Raw genomic sequence first — 17,210 nt, 5'->3', positions numbered from 1 at the left:
TGCTTTGAGTGAGCGCCGAGAGGTCCTCACTTTTTTTTGTACCTATAATTGCCAAAATCGTGTCAAACAAAGTTACAGATAAGATCGCAGAAGTTGCTGAATCGGTTCTTTCAACCACCGACTTTTTCCTCATTGATGTGGAAATTAAAGGTGGTGATACACCCGAGGTATGGATCTCAATAGATGCCGAAGACCGGGGTGTTAATATGGATGAATGTGCCGATATTAGCAATGAGATAAGCTTTTTGATGGATGCGCATGATATTTTCTCCGGAAAATATCGTATGAATGTATCGTCGCCGGGATTGAGTCGTCCCCTTGTGGATCGACGCCAATATCCCAAAAATAAAGGGCGCCAGGCAAAAGTGAAGTACAAAGAAAATGGTGAGTATCGCAAGGTTGAAGGTGTCTTGCGCGAAATTCTGAAAGATGAAATTATAATCGAGTTGGAGGATGAGTCGACTCTTGCCGTACCTTTTGATGATCTGGTAGAAACGAAAATAATCCCTTCATTCAAATAATTTTAAGAATACTGGAGTACACTGATGTCAAACGACGTTTCAAAACAAATTATTCAATCTTTTGCTGAAATTGCGAAAGACAAAGATATGGGCAAGGATCTTTTGTTGTCGATTTTGGAAGATGTCTTTCGCACAATGATTCGAAAGAAGTATGGTTCCGATGATGCTTTTGAGGTTATCCTGAATGCGGATCGAGGTGAGATTCAGATTTTGCACATTCGCGAAGTGGTTCCCGAAGAGGAACTTACTGATGAGGTTCAGGAAATTACGTTGGAAGAAGCTCAAAAGAATGATCCGGACCTGGAGTTGTATGATGAATATGCACAAGAGCTTTCGATTCAAGACTTCGGACGCCGTGCGGTGATGATGGCTCGGCAGCAGCTGGCTCAGCGGATTCGTGAAATTGAGAAAGATAATATTTTTGAGGAATACTCTGACCGGGTGGGCGAGATTGTGCTCGGTGATGTCTATCAGATTCGTAACCGCGAAATGCTTGTTAATCACAACGGTGTTGAGCTGGTGCTTCCTAAAGATGAACAGATTTATAAAGATAAGTACCGAAAAGGAGATACGATCCGTGCCGTTGTAAAAGAAGTGAAGCGATATCACGGAAACCCTTCAGTAATTATTTCTCGAACATCACCGATATTTCTCGAACGACTTTTTGAGAACGAGATTCCGGAAGTTTTTGATGGTATTATTGATCTTGTTCGTATCGCACGTGATCCCGGCGATCGTTCGAAGGTTGCCGTTCGTTCGCACGACGAACGTGTTGATCCCGTTGGTGCATGTGTGGGGATGAAGGGAATTCGTATCCACGCTATTGTCAGGGAACTGCAAAATGAAAATATTGACGTCATCAACTATACTGATGATAAACACGAATTTATTAAACGAGCGCTGCAGCCAGCTAAGGTATTAAGTGTAGACTTGAGTGATGACGGCAAGCATGCAAAAGTGCTTGTACCGGCTGATGAGGTTTCTAAGGCCATTGGTAAAGGTGGGGTGAATATCCGCCTGGCTTCGAACCTGACAGGTTGTGAGATCGATGTTTACCGAGAGGTAGAGGAAGAAGATGATATCGATCTGCAAGAGTTTGAAATTGACTTCGGTCCTGAAGTAATTGAACTGCTGCACGAGATCGGTTGTGATACGGCTCGCCAGGTGCTCGATTTAGACGAAGAAGAAATTGTTCGCCGAACAGAAGGTGAAATTACTGAGGATCAGGCAGAGCGTATCATCGATATTATTGCTTATGAATTTGATGATGAGGAGTTGTAATTGAACTTACATTTCCGATAATCCTGTTTTACCTTGTACATATAAGCGAACTGCTTAACAGAAAACTTTAGAACGTACTTTCAGAAATAAAATTTATGTCCCGAAAGGCCAAGCCAAAACGTTTATTTAAAGTTGCATCCGAATTTAATGTCTCTACTACATCTATTGTAGATTCACTGTCGGATGAAGGCTTTGAAATTGCTAATAAGCCCAATTCCAAAATAACGCCCGAAATGTATGAGGCGCTGGAAGAGGTGTACGGCGTTGATAAAGCCAAGAGTCAAGAGCATGAAAAGGCAAAGGAGGAGTACGAAAACCGCCGAAGTCAAATTCGGTCGAGCCGCAACGAAAGTGTTTCGGTAGAAGATTACCTCGAGCCCCTCGAAGAAGATATGCCGCTTGAGCCTCAGGATGAGGAAGAGGTTGAAGGGCTAAAACCTCAAGATGAGGAGGAGCAGGAAGAGGAAAAATCTGTTGAGCCCCAGCTAGAGCCACAGGAAGATAAAGCCGATGAAGAAGAGGCTGAAGAACAAGAGCCCGAATCGGCTGATGAAGAAGAGGAAGATGATACTCCACAAGAAGTGGAAACAGCTGAAGGTGAGGAGGACGAAGAACCTCAAGAAAAACCTGCGCAAGAGGCAACTGAAGAGGAAGAGCCGACCGAAGAGAAAGAAGAAGTCGAAGCCCAGGTTGATGATACTGAGGAAGAGGAGAAAGCAACGGAAGAAGTAACCGATACTGAAGAAAAAGCCGAAGAGAAGGTCGAGGCTGAGGAAAAGACTGAGAAAGAGGCCGAAGCAAAAGCTGAACCTGAAGAGGAAAAAGAAGAGGTTGTTGAGGCAAAGGAAACTGAGTCTGAAGAAGAAAAAGAAGAAACTACAGCAAAAGAGTCTGATTCTGAGGAAGATTCAGACAAAGATAAAGAGCCCGAAGAAGCTGAAGAAAAAGAAGCAAAGTCTGAAGACTCTGATGAACAGAAAGAAGAGTCTGAAGAAACAAAAGATGAAGAGGATGACGAAGAGAAAGAGCAAGGCGTCATTCGTGGTAGAGCCGGTAGGCTGAAGGGTACAAAAGTCGTTGGAAAGGTTAAGGTAGATGACAGCAAGCCTAAACGACGTAAAAAGCGTAAGCGTAAAAAAGACCGCAAAAAGAATAAGAAGAAAAAAGATTCTGGTAAGAAGAAAAAGAGCAAAAAGAAAAAGAAGAAAAAACGAAAACGACGCGGAGGCGGTGTTGACGAGGACCATGTTGAAAAGAAACTGAAGGAAACGCTTCAGAAAATGAAGTCCTCCGAGACTGTCGGTAGTAAACGACAAAAACGTCGTCGTAAACGTAAAGAAGAGCGTAAAGAAGAAGAGCAGCTGCAGGCAGAGCTCGAAGAGTTAGAAGATCAGATAATTGAAGCAACCGAGTTTATTACGGTTAGTGATCTTGCAGATCTGATGGATGTTCAACCCAATGATGTGATTACAACCTGCATGAACTTGGGTATGATGGTGTCAATAAACCAGCGTCTGGATGCCAGCACTATTGAACTGGTAGCAGAAGAGTATAACTATGAGGTTGAATTTGTTGATGCCGATGAAGGCCTTGAAGAAATTGAACTTGAAGAAGACGATCCGGAAGATCTGGAACCACGTGCTCCTATTATTACAGTAATGGGTCACGTAGATCACGGTAAAACATCATTGCTTGATTACATTCGTAAATCACAGGTTGCCGAAGGCGAGGCCGGTGGTATTACACAGCACGTAGGTGCTTATGAGGTTGAAACGGATGACGGGCGTCCTATTACATTCCTGGATACGCCGGGTCACGAAGCCTTTACCGCTATGCGTTCGCGTGGTGCCCAGGCTACAGATATTGTAATTCTTGTTGTTGCTGCTGATGATGCAGTGATGCCCCAGACTATTGAGGCTATCAATCACTCTAAAGCAGCCGGTGTTTCCATTATTGTTGCGATTAACAAGATGGATAAGCCCGGTGCCAATCCTGATAAGATTAAGCAGCAGCTTGCTGAGCACGATGTTATTGTTGAGGAGTACGGCGGAACGAACCAGGCAGCAGAAGTCTCTGCTAAAACCGGTGAAGGTATTCCCGATCTGCTCGAAAAAGTTCTTATTGAAGCAGAACTGATGGAACTCAAAGCAAATCCTGACCGACAAGCAGACGGAGTTGTTCTTGAAGCCCGCGTTGATAAAGGAAAAGGTATTGTATCAAATATTCTTGTACAGAATGGTACGCTTGAAGTTGGCGACCCATTTGTTGCCGGACCATGCTTTGGTCGTGTCCGGGCCATGGAAAATGAACTTGGTAATCGTGTAGAATCGGCCGGACCGTCAGAACCTGTACAGCTTACCGGTTTTGATGATATTCCACAGGCCGGTGACAAGCTGGTTGTTCTCGAAGATGAGAAGAAGGCCAAAGAGATTGCTAACCAGCGACAGCAGATTCGACGTGAACATGAACTGCGTCAATCTAAGCACATGAGTCTTGATGACTTGTCCAGGCGTCTTGCCCTTGGTGAGGTGGATGATCTTAACCTTATTATTAAGGCTGATGTTGACGGCTCTATTGAGGCACTTTCCGGTGCACTGCAGAAATTGAGTAACGAAGAGGTTTCTGTTAATGTAATCCATACCGGTGCCGGTGCTATTACCGAATCGGATGTACTGCTGGCTTCTGCCTCTGAGGCGATTATTATTGGGTTCCAGGTTCGTCCGACATCCAATGCACGACAAGTTGCCGAAGAAGAGGAGATCGATATACGACTCTTCAGCGTTATTTATGACGCCGTAGATGAAGTCAAAGATGCCATGGAAGGTATGCTCTCACCCGAAATTAGTGAGAAACTATCCGGAAATGCCGAAGTGCGAGAGATCTTTAAAGTTTCCAGCGTAGGAACCATTGCCGGTTGTTATGTGACGGACGGTAAGATCAAACGCAATAATCCGGTACGGGTTGTGCGTGACGGTGTGGTTATCTATGATGGCGAAATTGATGCTCTTAAGCGTTTCAAAGACGATGTTAAAGAAGTACAAACCGGCTACGAATGTGGTCTTAGTATCGTCAACTACAACGATATCAAAGTGGGTGACGTTATAGAGAACTATGAAGTAGTAGAGGAGAAACGTCGACTCGAAGATGTTAAGAAAGAAGACTCGTAACAGGTCTCAATAACGTTTAAGGTTTTAGAAATATGAGTATTCGTACAGAACGGTTAGGAGCCGTTATAAAACGGGATTTGGGTAAGATTATCCAAAAAGGATACCAGCGTAGCGGTTCATTTGTTACGGTAACAAAAGTAGATGTAACACCTGACCTGTTAATGGCCAAGGTGTTACTGAGTGTCTATGCACCCGGTAAGGATGAGGATGCTCTTTTTGCCCATATAGAAGAGAAAAATGCGGAGATTCGAAAGGAGCTAGCACAGAAAATTCGCCACCAGGTTCGCCGCATTCCTGAACTTCATTTTATTAATGATAAGACGGCTGAGCACGTTGAGAAGATGGAGAACCTCTTCCAAAAGATTCGAAAAGAGCGACAGGAACGGGAAAACAACTCTGAGGGAGAGGACTAGTATCTAAATGCCCAAAGCGATACCTCTTGAAGAACTTCCTATCTTTTCAAGAACAGATTGGCCGAATACTTTTTTTGATTATTCCGACGGCGCTGCATTCCTGGTGAATAAGCCCAAGGGATGGAGTAGTTTTGATGTTGTTAAATTTCTTCGAAAGTGTCTCGATATCCGAAAAATAGGCCATGCCGGTACCCTGGATCCAATGGCAACAGGATTGTTAATACTCTGTTGTGGTAATGGTACGCGTACCGTATCAGCATTCCAGGAAGCCGATAAAGAGTATGTTGCAACAATGACCTTTGGGGCATCAACGCCCAGCCTTGATGCTGAAACAATTCCTGATGCTCGGGCTCCTTTTAATCACATCACAAAAGAAGCCATAGAAGAAGCACTGAATGATAAACTATCAGGGCTAATTGTTCAGATTCCGCCCATGTATTCTGCTCTTAAGTATAAGGGAGACCCTCTGTACAAACTTGCCAGAAAGGGCAAAGAGGTCAAGCGAAAGCCCCGACAGGTAATTATTGAAGAGACTAAAATATTGGAATGTAATCTGCCGCGATTGGAGTTGTATATTAAATGCAGCAAAGGGACCTATATTCGTACGCTAGCCGATGACCTGGCTCGGGAGCTAGATTCGCTGGGTCATCTTATAGGTTTAAAAAGGACTGCTATCGGATCTTATCAAAATGAAGATGCTCTTTCGGTCGAACAGCTGGAAGATATCTTTGATGTGGATAATTACGAACAGAAGGTAAAGTACCGCTGATTATCAGCGCATTTTAATTTTTAACAAAATGCAGTAATAATGGCCGAGTTAGTTTTTTTAGAAGAGGTAGAACATATTTCTAATACTGTAGTTACTGTGGGCACTTTTGACGGTGTACATGCAGGCCACCGGGCAATTATGGATACGGTGGCAGAAAAAGCCGAAGCTCGGGGTGCTCGAAGCGCTATCGTTACCTTTGACCCGCATCCGAGGGATATTATAAATCCAGGCGAAGCCGGTATTAAACTGTTAACTACACTGCAAGAGCGGGCAGAAATTTTGGATGAGCTCGGTATTGACACAATGGTAGTAATCCCCTTTGACAGGGATTTTTCGCTCCTTAGTTCCGAAGAGTTTGTCCGTGATATTATTTATGAGAAGATTGGGGTCAGTGAGTTCGTAATTGGTTATGATCACCAGTTCGGGCGCAATCGCGAAGGGACAATAGAGACTATTGAACGAATAGGCGAAGAGTTAGACTTTGATACCTACGTAGTTTCTAAACGTGAAGTGGGCGCCAAAACCGTAAGCAGTACCGCTATCCGCAATGCTATTAGTGAAGAAGGCGATATGGAGCAGGCTGCCCGGTTTTTACAGCGACCATATCGGTTAAATGGGATGGTGGTACACGGCGACAAAAGAGGGAAGAAAATCGGATTTCCTACGGCAAACATTAAGCCGGAGCATCCTAAAAAGATCATTCCGAAAAACGGGGTTTATGCCGTAAAAGTGCGAATAAACGGAGATTGGTATGAGGGCATGATGAATATTGGCGTTCGTCCTACTTTTGATGGCCAAAAACAGACTCTTGAAGTGCATTTATTCGATTTCGATGCCGATATCTATGGCAAAGAAGTACAGGTGCGATTTTTGGGAAGAATACGGGACGAAAAGAAGTTTAATGGCAGGGATGAGCTGGTGAATCAGCTGGAAAATGACCAAAAGAAGGCAAAACAGATCTTAGTTGAGCATTAAATATTGCAAACGAAAACATAAAAGCTTATCTTTGACCGCTACTAAGATTTGTCTATAATTTAGTTTTTCGTAAAGCAAATAAGAATTTATTTAACACATGGCAATAACAAAAGAACGCAAAGAAGAACTTGTCGCAGAATACGGTGGATCAAAAGAGAATACGGGGTCCACAGAAGCTCAGATCGCAATATTTACTGAGCGCATTAACGATTTAACTGAGCATCTGAAAGAGAATGGTCAGGATCATGCCTCTCGAAGAGGGTTGTTGAAGCTGGTAGGGAAGAGAAGAAAATTATTGAACTACCTCAAAGACAATGATATTGAAAAATATCGTGAGCTTATCGATGATTTAGGGATTCGAAAGTAAGTTAAATCAGGCACGCATTATCAGCGTGCCTTTTTTATCTGTATTATATCCGTTTTTAATCTTGTAGGCAGTATACCCTCCTGTAGTTGAGCAATAGATAAAAAACGGGAGCGTATGCAGTTTGATATTTTTGCAAGTAAATGAAATTTAAATAGAATATAGTATTACGATGAAAGAAGATTTTAAAAGTGTAGAATTTGCACCGGGTAAAGAATTGTCAATTGAGACCGGCCGTATTGCAAAGCAAGCCGATGGTGCAGTAGTAGTACGCATGGGCGATACCATGGTACTGTGTACTGCAGTAAGTTCAAAAGAACCTACTGATAAACCCTTTTTTCCACTAACGGTAGACCTGCGCGAAAGTTTTTCTGCAGGTGGTAAGTTTCCGGGTGGATTTATCAAGCGAGAAGGGCGTCCCAACGACAAAGAAGTCCTTTCCAGTCGTTTGATTGACCGAAGTCTCCGTCCACTTTTCCCTGATGGATACCGTTTTGATACACAGATTGTTTGTAAAGTGCTTTCCTCTGATGGCGAGCATGACGGTGATGTCCTTGGTGGAGTAGGAGCTTCTGCGGCATTGCACATTTCGGATGTTCCTTTTGCCGGACCTATTGCTGAAGTTCGTGTAGGACGCGTAGATGGTGAGTTCGTTATTAATCCTACCATCAGTGAGATGGAAGACAGTGACATCGATATGATCATCGGTGGTACTGAAGAGAGCGTCATCATGATGGAAGGTGAGATGGAAGAGATCTCAGAAAAAGCGATGCTCGAGGCTATAAAAGAAGCACACAAATCCATCCAAAAACTGTGTAGATTTCAGGAAGAACTTCGCGATGAGTTTGGAAAGGAAAAGCGTGAATTTGAACCTGAGCCTGTTGATGAAGATTTAAAAGAGAAAGTTCACGAGCTTGCTGATGAACGGATTCGTGAGCTTGTAAGTGTAGGCCTTGGTAAAGAAGAGTACAGCTCCCGCCTCAAAGATATTAAAGAAAATGTTGTTGAAGAGCTTACCAAAACCGAAGAGTACGAAGATGCGGGCGGAGATATCAAAGACGTCCTCAGTAAGATTGAGAAAGAAGAACTCCGCAACCTGATCCTTGAGAAAGAGCAGCGAATTGACGGACGTTCTCCTGAAGATATTCGCGACATCTGGACCCAGGTAGATTACTTGGCTCGTACGCACGGATCAGCCATCTTTACCCGTGGCGAAACACAGGCGCTGGTGTCTGTAACGCTCGGTACTCAAAAAGATGCACAGGCGGTAGATACGCTTCTTACTGAAGAAGACAAGAAATTTTACCTCCATTACAACTTCCCGAACTTTAGTGTTGGCGAAGCTGGATTTATGCGAGGACCCGGCCGTAGAGAAAAGGGACACGGACATTTGGCTGAAACTGCAATCAGTAAGCTGATGCCATCTTTTGAAGAATTCGGTTATGTGATTCGAGTAATTTCTGATATTACAGAATCTAACGGATCTTCTTCTATGGCTTCTGTTTGTGGTGGATCAATGGCACTTATGGATGCCGGCGTTCCTCTTAAGAAGCCTGTTGCCGGTATTGCGATGGGAATGATCGTAGGCGACGACAAAGAGGTTGTGCTTTCCGATATCCGCGGTGAAGAAGATTTCATGGGCGACATGGACTTTAAAACAGCTGGAAGTCGTGACGGAATTACTGCTTGCCAGATGGATATGAAGGTAAGCGGCATCTCTTTCGAGAAGCTTGAAGAAGCACTTGAGCAAGCTCGACAAGGACGTCTGCATATCCTCGATAAAATGGCTGAAACCATTTCTGAACCACAAGATCAGATCTCAGAATTTGCTCCGCAATTCCTGAACATGGAAATTGATGCGGATGAAATCGGATCTGTTATTGGGCCCGGCGGTAAAGTGATTCAAACACTCCAAAAAGAAACCGATACCGAAATCTGGGTTGAAGAAGATGAAGAACGTGAAGTGGGTAAAATCACAATCACGGCTGATGACCTTGCTAATGCTAAAGAAGCAAAGAAACGCATTGAAGGTATTGTCGGACATCTTGAAGAAGGAGCTACCTACCAAGGTACTGTAAAAGCGATTAAAGATTACGGTGCTTTTGTGGAGATCGTTCCCGGTAAGGATGGATTACTTCACGTTTCTGAAATCAATCATACACATGTAAGCAACGTAAGCGATGTACTTGAAGTAGGAGATGAGCTTGAAGTGAAGCTGCTCAAAGTTGAGCACGGCGGAAAGCTTCGTCTCTCACGTAAAGCTTTGATTGATAAAGACGGAGATCAGGGATAACGTTTATTTTTACCTGACTTATGATAATATTAGCGCCATCTCGAATAGTCGGGATGGCGTTTTGTTTTTATCCCCATTTAATGAGCTAGCTATAAGGGAGTTGAACTCCCGTATCTAAAAAAAGAATATACTTTATGAGCACAGAACGAAAAAAAGAGATCGATTTTGTTAATAAGACCGTTCTTGAAAGCGGCTTAACAATTATTACAGAAGAAGTTGAGAGCGTAAAAAGTGTATCGGTTGGTATCTGGGCCGAAACCGGCAGCCGCAACGAAACAGAAAAACAGGCGGGTGTAACCCACTTTTTAGAGCATATGCTTTTTAAGGGTACCGAAAGCCGCTCTTCTCTTGATATTGCAATGAGTATGGAATCGGTAGGGGGCTATCTTAACGCTTTCACCTCCTCAGAGTACACCTGCTATTTCTCTCGCTGCCTGAATAGTCAATTGGAGCGTGCTCTTGATGTGTTATCCGATATGGTGTTGCATCCATCATTTCCTGAGGAAGAGATTGAGAAAGAGAAGAACGTGGTTATCGAGGAGATGAAGATGTATCGCGATAGTCCCAAAGACTACCTTTTTGAAAAGTTTAGTGCCAATATATTCAGCGGTCATCCGCTGGGCATGTCTACGCTGGGAGTGGAAGAAACGGTTTCTGCTTTTGAGCGTGATGATCTGTATCAATATATGGAGGAACGCTATCAGCCCTCTAACTTATTGATATCTGTAGCCGGGAATATGGATCACGACAAAGTTGTAGCATTGGTTTGTGAATTCTTTAGTGAGGTAGAAGCCAAAGATCCTATTGATAAAAGTGCAGCACTGCCTGAATATGAGGCTGATAATGTGGAGCTTACAAAACCTATTGAACAGACCCATCTTATTACCGGTCGGCGGGGCTTAGATTATAACCATGATGATAAATATAGCCTGTTGCTCGCCAATACGGTATTAGGAGGGGGAATGAGTTCCCGTCTGCATCAAAACGTGCGCGAGAAATATGGTTACTGTTATACTATCACTTCATTTAATCAATCCTATAAAGACACCGGACTCTACGGAATCTACGTTGGTACCGATAAAGATTATGTCGGGCACGTACGGGAACTGATCGGAAAAGAGCTCGATAAGTTGAAACAGGAGCCCATTCCCGAAAAAGAACTTTCTGAGGCAAAGGCTCAGCTGAAAGGTAAACTGATGCTATCACTCGAAAGCATGAGCAATAGGATGAGACGATTGGCGAAGAATCAGATTTACTATGATCGTTTTGTGACGATGGATGAGCTTCAAGAAAAAATTGAAGCAGTACAGTCTTCCGAGGTACAGGATTTTGCACAAGACTTTTACGACAATGAAGTATTTTCGGAAGCCCTGTTACTGCCCGAAGAGTAGTAGTTTGAGTATTTCGAGTTTGACCAGAAATGGTTAGATTCGAGCTCTTACATTTTCACCGCAGTTGTAACATAAATTATTAGTAGAAGCATGGTTTATATCACCAATTTATCCGACCACGTTGATGAAGAAGTAACACTAAAGGGTTGGGTATATAATTACAGGAGTAGTAAAAATCTATATTTTGTGGAGCTTCGCGACGGTTCCGGCATCTGCCAGTGTGTGGTTGCAAAAGATGCCGTCAGTGATGATGCCTGGGAAGCGGCAGAAGCACTGCGCCAGGAAAGTTCTGTTGAGATTACCGGTAAGGTTGTTGAAGATGAACGAAGTATTGGGGGGCACGAACTGCAGGTCACTGATCTCAATATTTTTCAGGTAGCCGAAGATTATCCTATTACTCCCAAAGATCACGGGGTCGAATTTTTGATGGAAAATCGCCACCTGTGGTTGCGAAGCCGACGACAGTGGGCAGCCATGAGGGTACGAAATGAAATAATTTATGCTATCCACACTTTCTTCCAGGAGCGTGGCTTTGTGCAGATGGATGCTCCCATCTTTACCGGTAATGCTGCTGAGGGCACAACCAATCTCTTTGAAACCGAATATTTTGAGGAAGAAGCCTACCTTACCCAATCGGGACAGCTGTATGGTGAAGCAATGGCGATGGCGCACGGGTTGATATATACTTTCGGACCAACTTTCCGGGCCGAAAAAAGTAAAACACGTCGCCACCTTACTGAGTTTTGGATGATTGAGCCCGAGATGGCATTCTATGACCTTGATATGGATATGGATCTTGCCGAAGACTTTATCACCTTTATTGTGAATCGGGTGCTGGATCGATGTCCCAAAGAACTTGATATCCTTGACAGAGATACTTCTAAGCTATGCAAAACGGCTGAAGGAGGCTTTCCCCGTATCTCCTATAGCGAAGCCGTAGAGCAGCTGCGCAGCGATGAGATGGCAGAGATGCTGGACCAGATGGTCGAAGATCGCAAGCAGGAAGCAGAGGAGCTGAAAGAAGAACGCGAAGAGATCAAAAAAGAGCACGGACAGGCCAAGAAGTGGCGAAAAGCTCAGATCGACCAGCGGGTGAAAGAGATCGGTATGCGCCTGGATGAAATCGAAGAAGATCTGCGCAATATCCCAACTTGGAGAGAATCAGCACTTAACTTTGAGTGGGGTGAGGATTTTGGCGGCAGTGACGAAACCCTGCTGACCATGAAATATGATACGCCCATCCTGGTTCATCGATTCCCGGCCGAAATTAAGGCCTTCTATATGAAGCGAGATCCAGAGGACGAAAAACTAGCTCTGGCCGTAGATATGCTTGCCCCCGAAGGATATGGTGAGATCATCGGCGGAAGTGAGCGAGAAGAAGATCTGGATACGCTCAAGAAACGTATTGATGAACACGACCTGCCGGAAGATGTATTCCAGTGGTATATCGATCTGCGCCAGTATGGTTCGGTACCGCACTCCGGCTTTGGCTTGGGATTAGAACGAACCGTGGCTTGGTTATGTGGACTCGACCATGTCCGCGAAACTATCCCTTTCCCACGTATGATGGGACGACTCACTCCGTAGTGTATCGTTAACTGTTATTGGTTATTGGGAAACCAGTAACCAATAACTAATACCCCATAACAAAATGGCCAAGAAGACCAGTATAGAACTCTACTCCGAGATTCTGAGCGAACTGCGTTCAGAGGACAGGAAACCGGTATATTTTTTATATGGGGAAGAAGAGTTCTTTCTGGACAAATTGCAGGAAGCCGTGGAGAAGCTTATCCCGGAAGATCAAAAGGATTTTAACTTCGATCTGCTCTACGGTCGTGATGTAACTCCCGAAAAGGTGTTATCTATTATCCGCAGTTACCCGATGATGGCCGAGCAGCGCGTGGTTATTCTTCGGGACTTCAAAGAATTAAGCGGTTATGGGGCCAATGCTGAGGGTTACCAGGGAGAGGTCAACGATTTAATACCATACCTTGAGCAGCCCAATCCAACCACTCTTTTCGTCTGTATCGATACCAAGAAACCATCGGGACGATCAAAACTTGGGAAAGCATTGAAAAAGAGCAACCATGTTGGATTTCATGAGTTTGAAGAAGTGCCCGACTACCGCTTGCCTGATTGGATTATAGCGTGGGCAAAAAACCATCATAATAAAACGGTTGAACCGCCGGCTGCACAGATGCTGGCCCAATATGTAGGTAATAGCCTGCAGCTACTGTCCACAGAAATAGATAAAGTGTGTACTTTTGTGGACACTTCTAAAACCATCAACGAGAGCCAAGTAAAAAAAATAATCGGCCTTTATCGCGAATATTCGGTGTTTGAGCTCAAAGACGCCATCATTTCGCGAAACCTGGAGCAGGCCCTGTTCATTGCGGAACAGATGTTGCAACACTCTAAAGCGAACACGGGAGAAATTATTCGTTCCGTGGGGTTCTTTTACAATGTGTTTTCAAACATCTGGCAAATTCGCCGTTTAGCAGGACAGGGTAATTCCAAGAAGCAAGTTCAAAAGACCTTAGGTATTAATAATAATTGGTACTTCAACAAGCTTTGGAAGGATGCTTCTGCTTTTAAACTGGCCGAAATGCCCAGAATCTTTGAAGCACTCTTAGATGCCGATCGAGCGTCGAAAGGCTTTACTAAGATGAACCCCTCAACAATACTGTTTTTGATGATCAAGCGTATCATCAGCTAGTATTTTTGTTTTAGGTGTTGGAACGGTAATGACTCCCATAATCGCAAACTGCAACAAAGATTGGGGTCATTTATGCAAGCTGTTTCCAAGGCCGAACTACACAAGATGTCGGACGAAGATTTAATGGAAAAATTTCAATCAGGATATGAAGAAGCTTTTAACCTGTTGGTAAATCGCTATCAAGATCGTCTGCATAACTTTTTATATCGCTATACTCATAATCATCAAGACTGCGAAGACTTGGTACAGGAAACATTTTTCCGGGTTTTTCGAAGCCGTCATTCTTATGAGCGGATTGCGAAATTTTCGACCTGGATGTATACCATCGCCATAAACCTTGCCAAAAGCCTTTATAAGAAAAAGAAGCGGATGACCAAGGTAACCATCCACAAAGACCCGGATGATTCTGAAGATCGACCAATGAAGCTGGAAGACAGCAAGATATTGGCAGACGATGCGCTGCATGAAAAAATGTGCATTAATGAGCTCGAAGATGCACTTATGGAGCTCAATGAGAACTTCCGCGAGGTCGTAGTACTGCGTGATATTCAGCAGCTTTCATATGAAGAGATCTCTGAAATTGCCGACCTGCCAATGGGTACGGTAAAGTCTCGTATTAACCGGGGCAGGGCACAATTACAAGAATTATTAGAAAATTACGTTCAGTTGGAAACAATTTCGGCATAAGCCGGTAAGAGGTAATAGATAAGGTTTTTGAACTTGTACACTAATCTATTACCCTCTTACATATGGAACCAACGGCATTTGACAGCGACGATATTTTAACCGATTTCTTAACTGATTACCTGGATGGTAACTTGAGTGCACCGGAGCGGAAATCGTTCGAAGCATATTTGGCCCAGAACAAGAAAGAGAAAATCTTTGTGCGTAAAGCGATGAAAGGGAAAAAGGCGTTAGCCCGGCTGGCTAAACATATTGATGTCCCCTCAGTAACAGCTTAATAACAGCCCAACCTTAGCTGTTATTAGGCTGTTTTTATTGATAGGTATTCCATGTTTTGAAAGTTGGAGTGTCTCTAACTTTAGCTCCAAGGGAGTTGTACTCCCGCTGTCTAATTGAGACACATGGAATCTTAAATATCTTGCTCAGCTGTAATTATCGAAGATCTCTTCTAGCTCCCCGTTGAAGGTATCCATATTCAGAGGGGTAGGCTCAAAGGTATTACCGGTGAGTTTCTCGAAGAGTTCGGTATACCGCTTATATACTTTGATGCGGAACTCATCCGGCAAGTCGGGGAGTACCTGGCCTTCTTTACCCTGGAAATCATGATCCATCAGCCACTCGCGCAAAAACTCTTTGGATAGCTGCTTTTGAGGTTCTCCCTTTTCGAGTCGTTCTTCGTACCCATCCGCATAAAAATAGCGCGAAGAGTCGGCGGTATGCACCTCATCAATAAGGGTGACTTCACCGTTGTATAAGCCGAACTCATACTTAGTATCTACTAAAATCAGTCCCTGCTTATTGGCGATCTGTTGGCCGCGCTCAAATACGTTAAAGGCCTTTTCACGCACTTCTGCCCAGATATCTTCATCAACAATACCTTGCTCCAGGATCTCTTTCTCTGAGATATCCTCATCATGTCCCTCTTCGGCTTTGGTAGCGGGAGTCAGGATTGGTTCTTCAAACTTCTGGTTTTCAACCATCCCATCCGGAAGTTCGACCCCACATAGCGTTCGCTTGCCCGAATTATAAACCCGTGCAGCATGTCCGGTAAGACACGCCCGAATTACCACCTCAATAGGAATGGGTTCACATTTTTTGGCTATGGTAACATTAGGGTGAGGCACATCAATGATATGAGTAGCAACAATATCATCAACCTTGTCGAATGCAAAGGCTGCCAGGGAGTTTAAAATCTGTCCCTTATACGGTATTGCCTGCTTCATGATATGATCAAAGGCAGAAATACGATCACTGGCTACAATCCCAAGGGTATCATCGGTTAGGGTATACACATCGCGTACTTTGCCACGATAGGGCTCGGAGTGGCCGGGAACATCGGTTCTTGTTATACAGTTATCCAGAGCTTTTGAGTCAATATTAGTATGCACAACAGTGGTGATTAGTTGAATTAAAGAAGTCGATGGAAAATCAGAAAAAGTTTAGAAGAAGTGAAATCTGAATAGAAATTCATTTAAAAAAATAAAAACGGAGAAAGTTTTATAATTTCAGGGAACTATTTGATTATCAATTTACATTAGGTAGACTACAACAAGAAGTAACGAAACATGTAGTTGATGACTGATCTATTCCGTATTCCCTATGAGCTTATTAAGCCGATCTATCGCTGGACCTCCTTCCATCGTTCTGTGATAGATGAGATTGATGACGAGCGCCTTAAAAATGCTTATTCGGAGTGCAGAGCCATAACACGGCATCATGCGAAAACTTTCTATATGGCCACGCGTTTTTTGCCCAACCATAAGCAACGCGGGATTTTCGCTATCTACAGTTTATGCCGGTATATAGATGACCTGGTAGATGAGGCAGAAGATCTGTTAGAACAGAAAGAACTCACGGAACAGGATATCCGCCTTAAACTGCAGAGCTGGAAGCAGAAGCTAAAAGATACCTACGAGGGACGCAGCCATGATAACGCCATATTAATTGCTTTTTCTGATGTATTAAAACGATACCATATTCCCATTGAGATGCCTTTTGAGCTGATGGAAGGGGTTTGCATGGACCTGTTCAAAGATCGTTATGAGACGTTTAATGAGCTTTACGATTACTCCTTTAAAGTGGCTTCTATTGTGGGATTAATGACAAGCCAGGTTTTTGGCTATAAAAACCAGGAAGCACTCAGCTATGCCGTAGATTTGGGTATCGCAATGCAGCTTACTAACATTTTGCGGGATGTGGGAGAAGACCTTGAGCGTAATCGTATCTATCTGCCACAAGAAGATTTGCAGCGTTTTGGAGTTACCGAGCAGGATCTGTTTAATCATGCCCTTGAAGAACCCGTAATAAAGCTGTTACAGTTTCAAATTGAGAGAACCCGACGTTATTATAATCGATCAGATAAAGGAATAGCTTTACTCTCAAATGACAGCCAGTTACCTGTCTATTTAGCTCGTCAAAATTACAGTCGCATCCTCAATAAAATTGAGGAAAACGATTATAACGTTTTTGATACTCGGGCCTATCTTAATACAACCGAAAAATTATCAATTTTACCCCGGGCGTATTACCAGATGAAGGTTGGAAAATCCTGATTTTACAGTTCCAATTCTGCGTTTACACAATACGATCTGAACTGTTATATTCCATTCGAAATTACTGACAGTGATAATCCAATA

Annotated in this window: 15 protein-coding genes; 14 read left to right on the top strand and 1 reads right to left on the bottom strand. The window is 43.6% G+C overall.

Annotated elements, in window-relative coordinates:
* Positions 1-59: 59 nt before the first annotated feature.
* The 13 genes from rimP to G3569_RS11095 all read left to right on the top strand — a co-directional run bounded on the left by rimP (position 60) and on the right by G3569_RS11095 (position 14,852).
* A complete protein-coding gene (gene rimP, locus G3569_RS18930) occupies positions 60-521 on the top strand; it encodes a ribosome maturation factor RimP (RefSeq protein ID WP_165269127.1) in 462 nt (153 codons plus the stop codon).
* 24 nt (positions 522-545) lie between these two features.
* The gene (nusA, locus tag G3569_RS11150; protein ID WP_165269125.1) at positions 546-1,802 is read left to right on the top strand and encodes a transcription termination factor NusA; all 1,257 of its coding nucleotides are present in this window, start codon (positions 546-548) and stop codon (positions 1,800-1,802) included.
* Between the two features lie 95 nt (positions 1,803-1,897).
* Positions 1,898-4,969, top strand: coding sequence for a translation initiation factor IF-2 (gene infB, locus G3569_RS11145; RefSeq protein ID WP_165269123.1), 3,072 nt, complete (start codon positions 1,898-1,900; stop codon positions 4,967-4,969).
* 32 nt (positions 4,970-5,001) lie between these two features.
* Positions 5,002-5,382: a 30S ribosome-binding factor RbfA gene (gene rbfA, locus G3569_RS11140; protein WP_165269121.1), complete on the top strand. Its 381-nt coding sequence runs from the start codon at positions 5,002-5,004 to the stop codon at positions 5,380-5,382.
* Positions 5,383-5,389: 7 nt separating this feature from the next.
* Positions 5,390-6,151: a tRNA pseudouridine(55) synthase TruB gene (gene truB, locus G3569_RS11135; RefSeq protein ID WP_165269119.1), complete on the top strand. Its 762-nt coding sequence runs from the start codon at positions 5,390-5,392 to the stop codon at positions 6,149-6,151.
* A 39-nt stretch (positions 6,152-6,190) separates the two neighbouring features.
* Positions 6,191-7,126 carry a bifunctional riboflavin kinase/FAD synthetase gene (locus tag G3569_RS11130; protein ID WP_165269117.1) on the top strand — a complete coding sequence of 312 codons (936 nt, stop codon included), beginning with the start codon at positions 6,191-6,193 and terminating at the stop codon, positions 7,124-7,126.
* Between the two features lie 97 nt (positions 7,127-7,223).
* Positions 7,224-7,493, top strand: coding sequence for a 30S ribosomal protein S15 (gene rpsO, locus G3569_RS11125; protein ID WP_165269115.1), 270 nt, complete (start codon positions 7,224-7,226; stop codon positions 7,491-7,493).
* Between the two features lie 169 nt (positions 7,494-7,662).
* Positions 7,663-9,783 carry a polyribonucleotide nucleotidyltransferase gene (gene pnp, locus G3569_RS11120; RefSeq protein WP_165269113.1) on the top strand — a complete coding sequence of 707 codons (2,121 nt, stop codon included), beginning with the start codon at positions 7,663-7,665 and terminating at the stop codon, positions 9,781-9,783.
* A gap of 134 nt (positions 9,784-9,917) precedes the next feature.
* Positions 9,918-11,174, top strand: a complete 1,257-nt coding sequence (locus tag G3569_RS11115) for a M16 family metallopeptidase (protein WP_165269111.1) — start codon at positions 9,918-9,920, stop codon at positions 11,172-11,174.
* 90 nt (positions 11,175-11,264) lie between these two features.
* Entirely contained in the window at positions 11,265-12,761 is a 1,497-nt protein-coding gene (locus tag G3569_RS11110; protein WP_165269109.1) for an asparagine--tRNA ligase, read from the top strand.
* Between the two features lie 64 nt (positions 12,762-12,825).
* On the top strand, positions 12,826-13,890 hold the full coding sequence (gene holA, locus G3569_RS11105) for a DNA polymerase III subunit delta (protein WP_165269107.1): 1,065 nt from the start codon (positions 12,826-12,828) through the stop codon (positions 13,888-13,890).
* Positions 13,891-13,962: 72 nt separating this feature from the next.
* A complete protein-coding gene (locus G3569_RS11100) occupies positions 13,963-14,577 on the top strand; it encodes a sigma-70 family RNA polymerase sigma factor (RefSeq protein ID WP_205720152.1) in 615 nt (204 codons plus the stop codon).
* Between the two features lie 62 nt (positions 14,578-14,639).
* Complete coding sequence (locus G3569_RS11095) at positions 14,640-14,852, top strand: anti-sigma factor (RefSeq protein ID WP_165269105.1); 213 nt, start codon at positions 14,640-14,642, stop codon at positions 14,850-14,852.
* Positions 14,853-14,996: 144 nt separating this feature from the next.
* Here G3569_RS11095 and G3569_RS11090 read toward each other — a convergent pair whose 3' ends face one another.
* Positions 14,997-15,962 (bottom strand): phosphoribosylaminoimidazolesuccinocarboxamide synthase, encoded by a 966-nt coding sequence (locus tag G3569_RS11090; protein ID WP_350356558.1) that lies wholly within the window; start codon positions 15,960-15,962, stop codon positions 14,997-14,999.
* Positions 15,963-16,148: 186 nt separating this feature from the next.
* Between G3569_RS11090 and G3569_RS11085 the strand changes: the two genes are divergently transcribed.
* Positions 16,149-17,126, top strand: a complete 978-nt coding sequence (locus tag G3569_RS11085; RefSeq protein WP_165269103.1) for a phytoene/squalene synthase family protein — start codon at positions 16,149-16,151, stop codon at positions 17,124-17,126.
* The last annotated feature ends 84 nt before the right edge of the window (positions 17,127-17,210 follow it).

Source organism: Fodinibius halophilus (assembly GCF_011059105.1).
Taxonomy (GTDB): domain Bacteria; phylum Bacteroidota; class Rhodothermia; order Balneolales; family Balneolaceae; genus Fodinibius; species Fodinibius halophilus.
The sequence above is the reverse complement of the archived record's forward strand: the minus strand, read 5'-3'. Positions and strand labels throughout refer to the sequence as shown.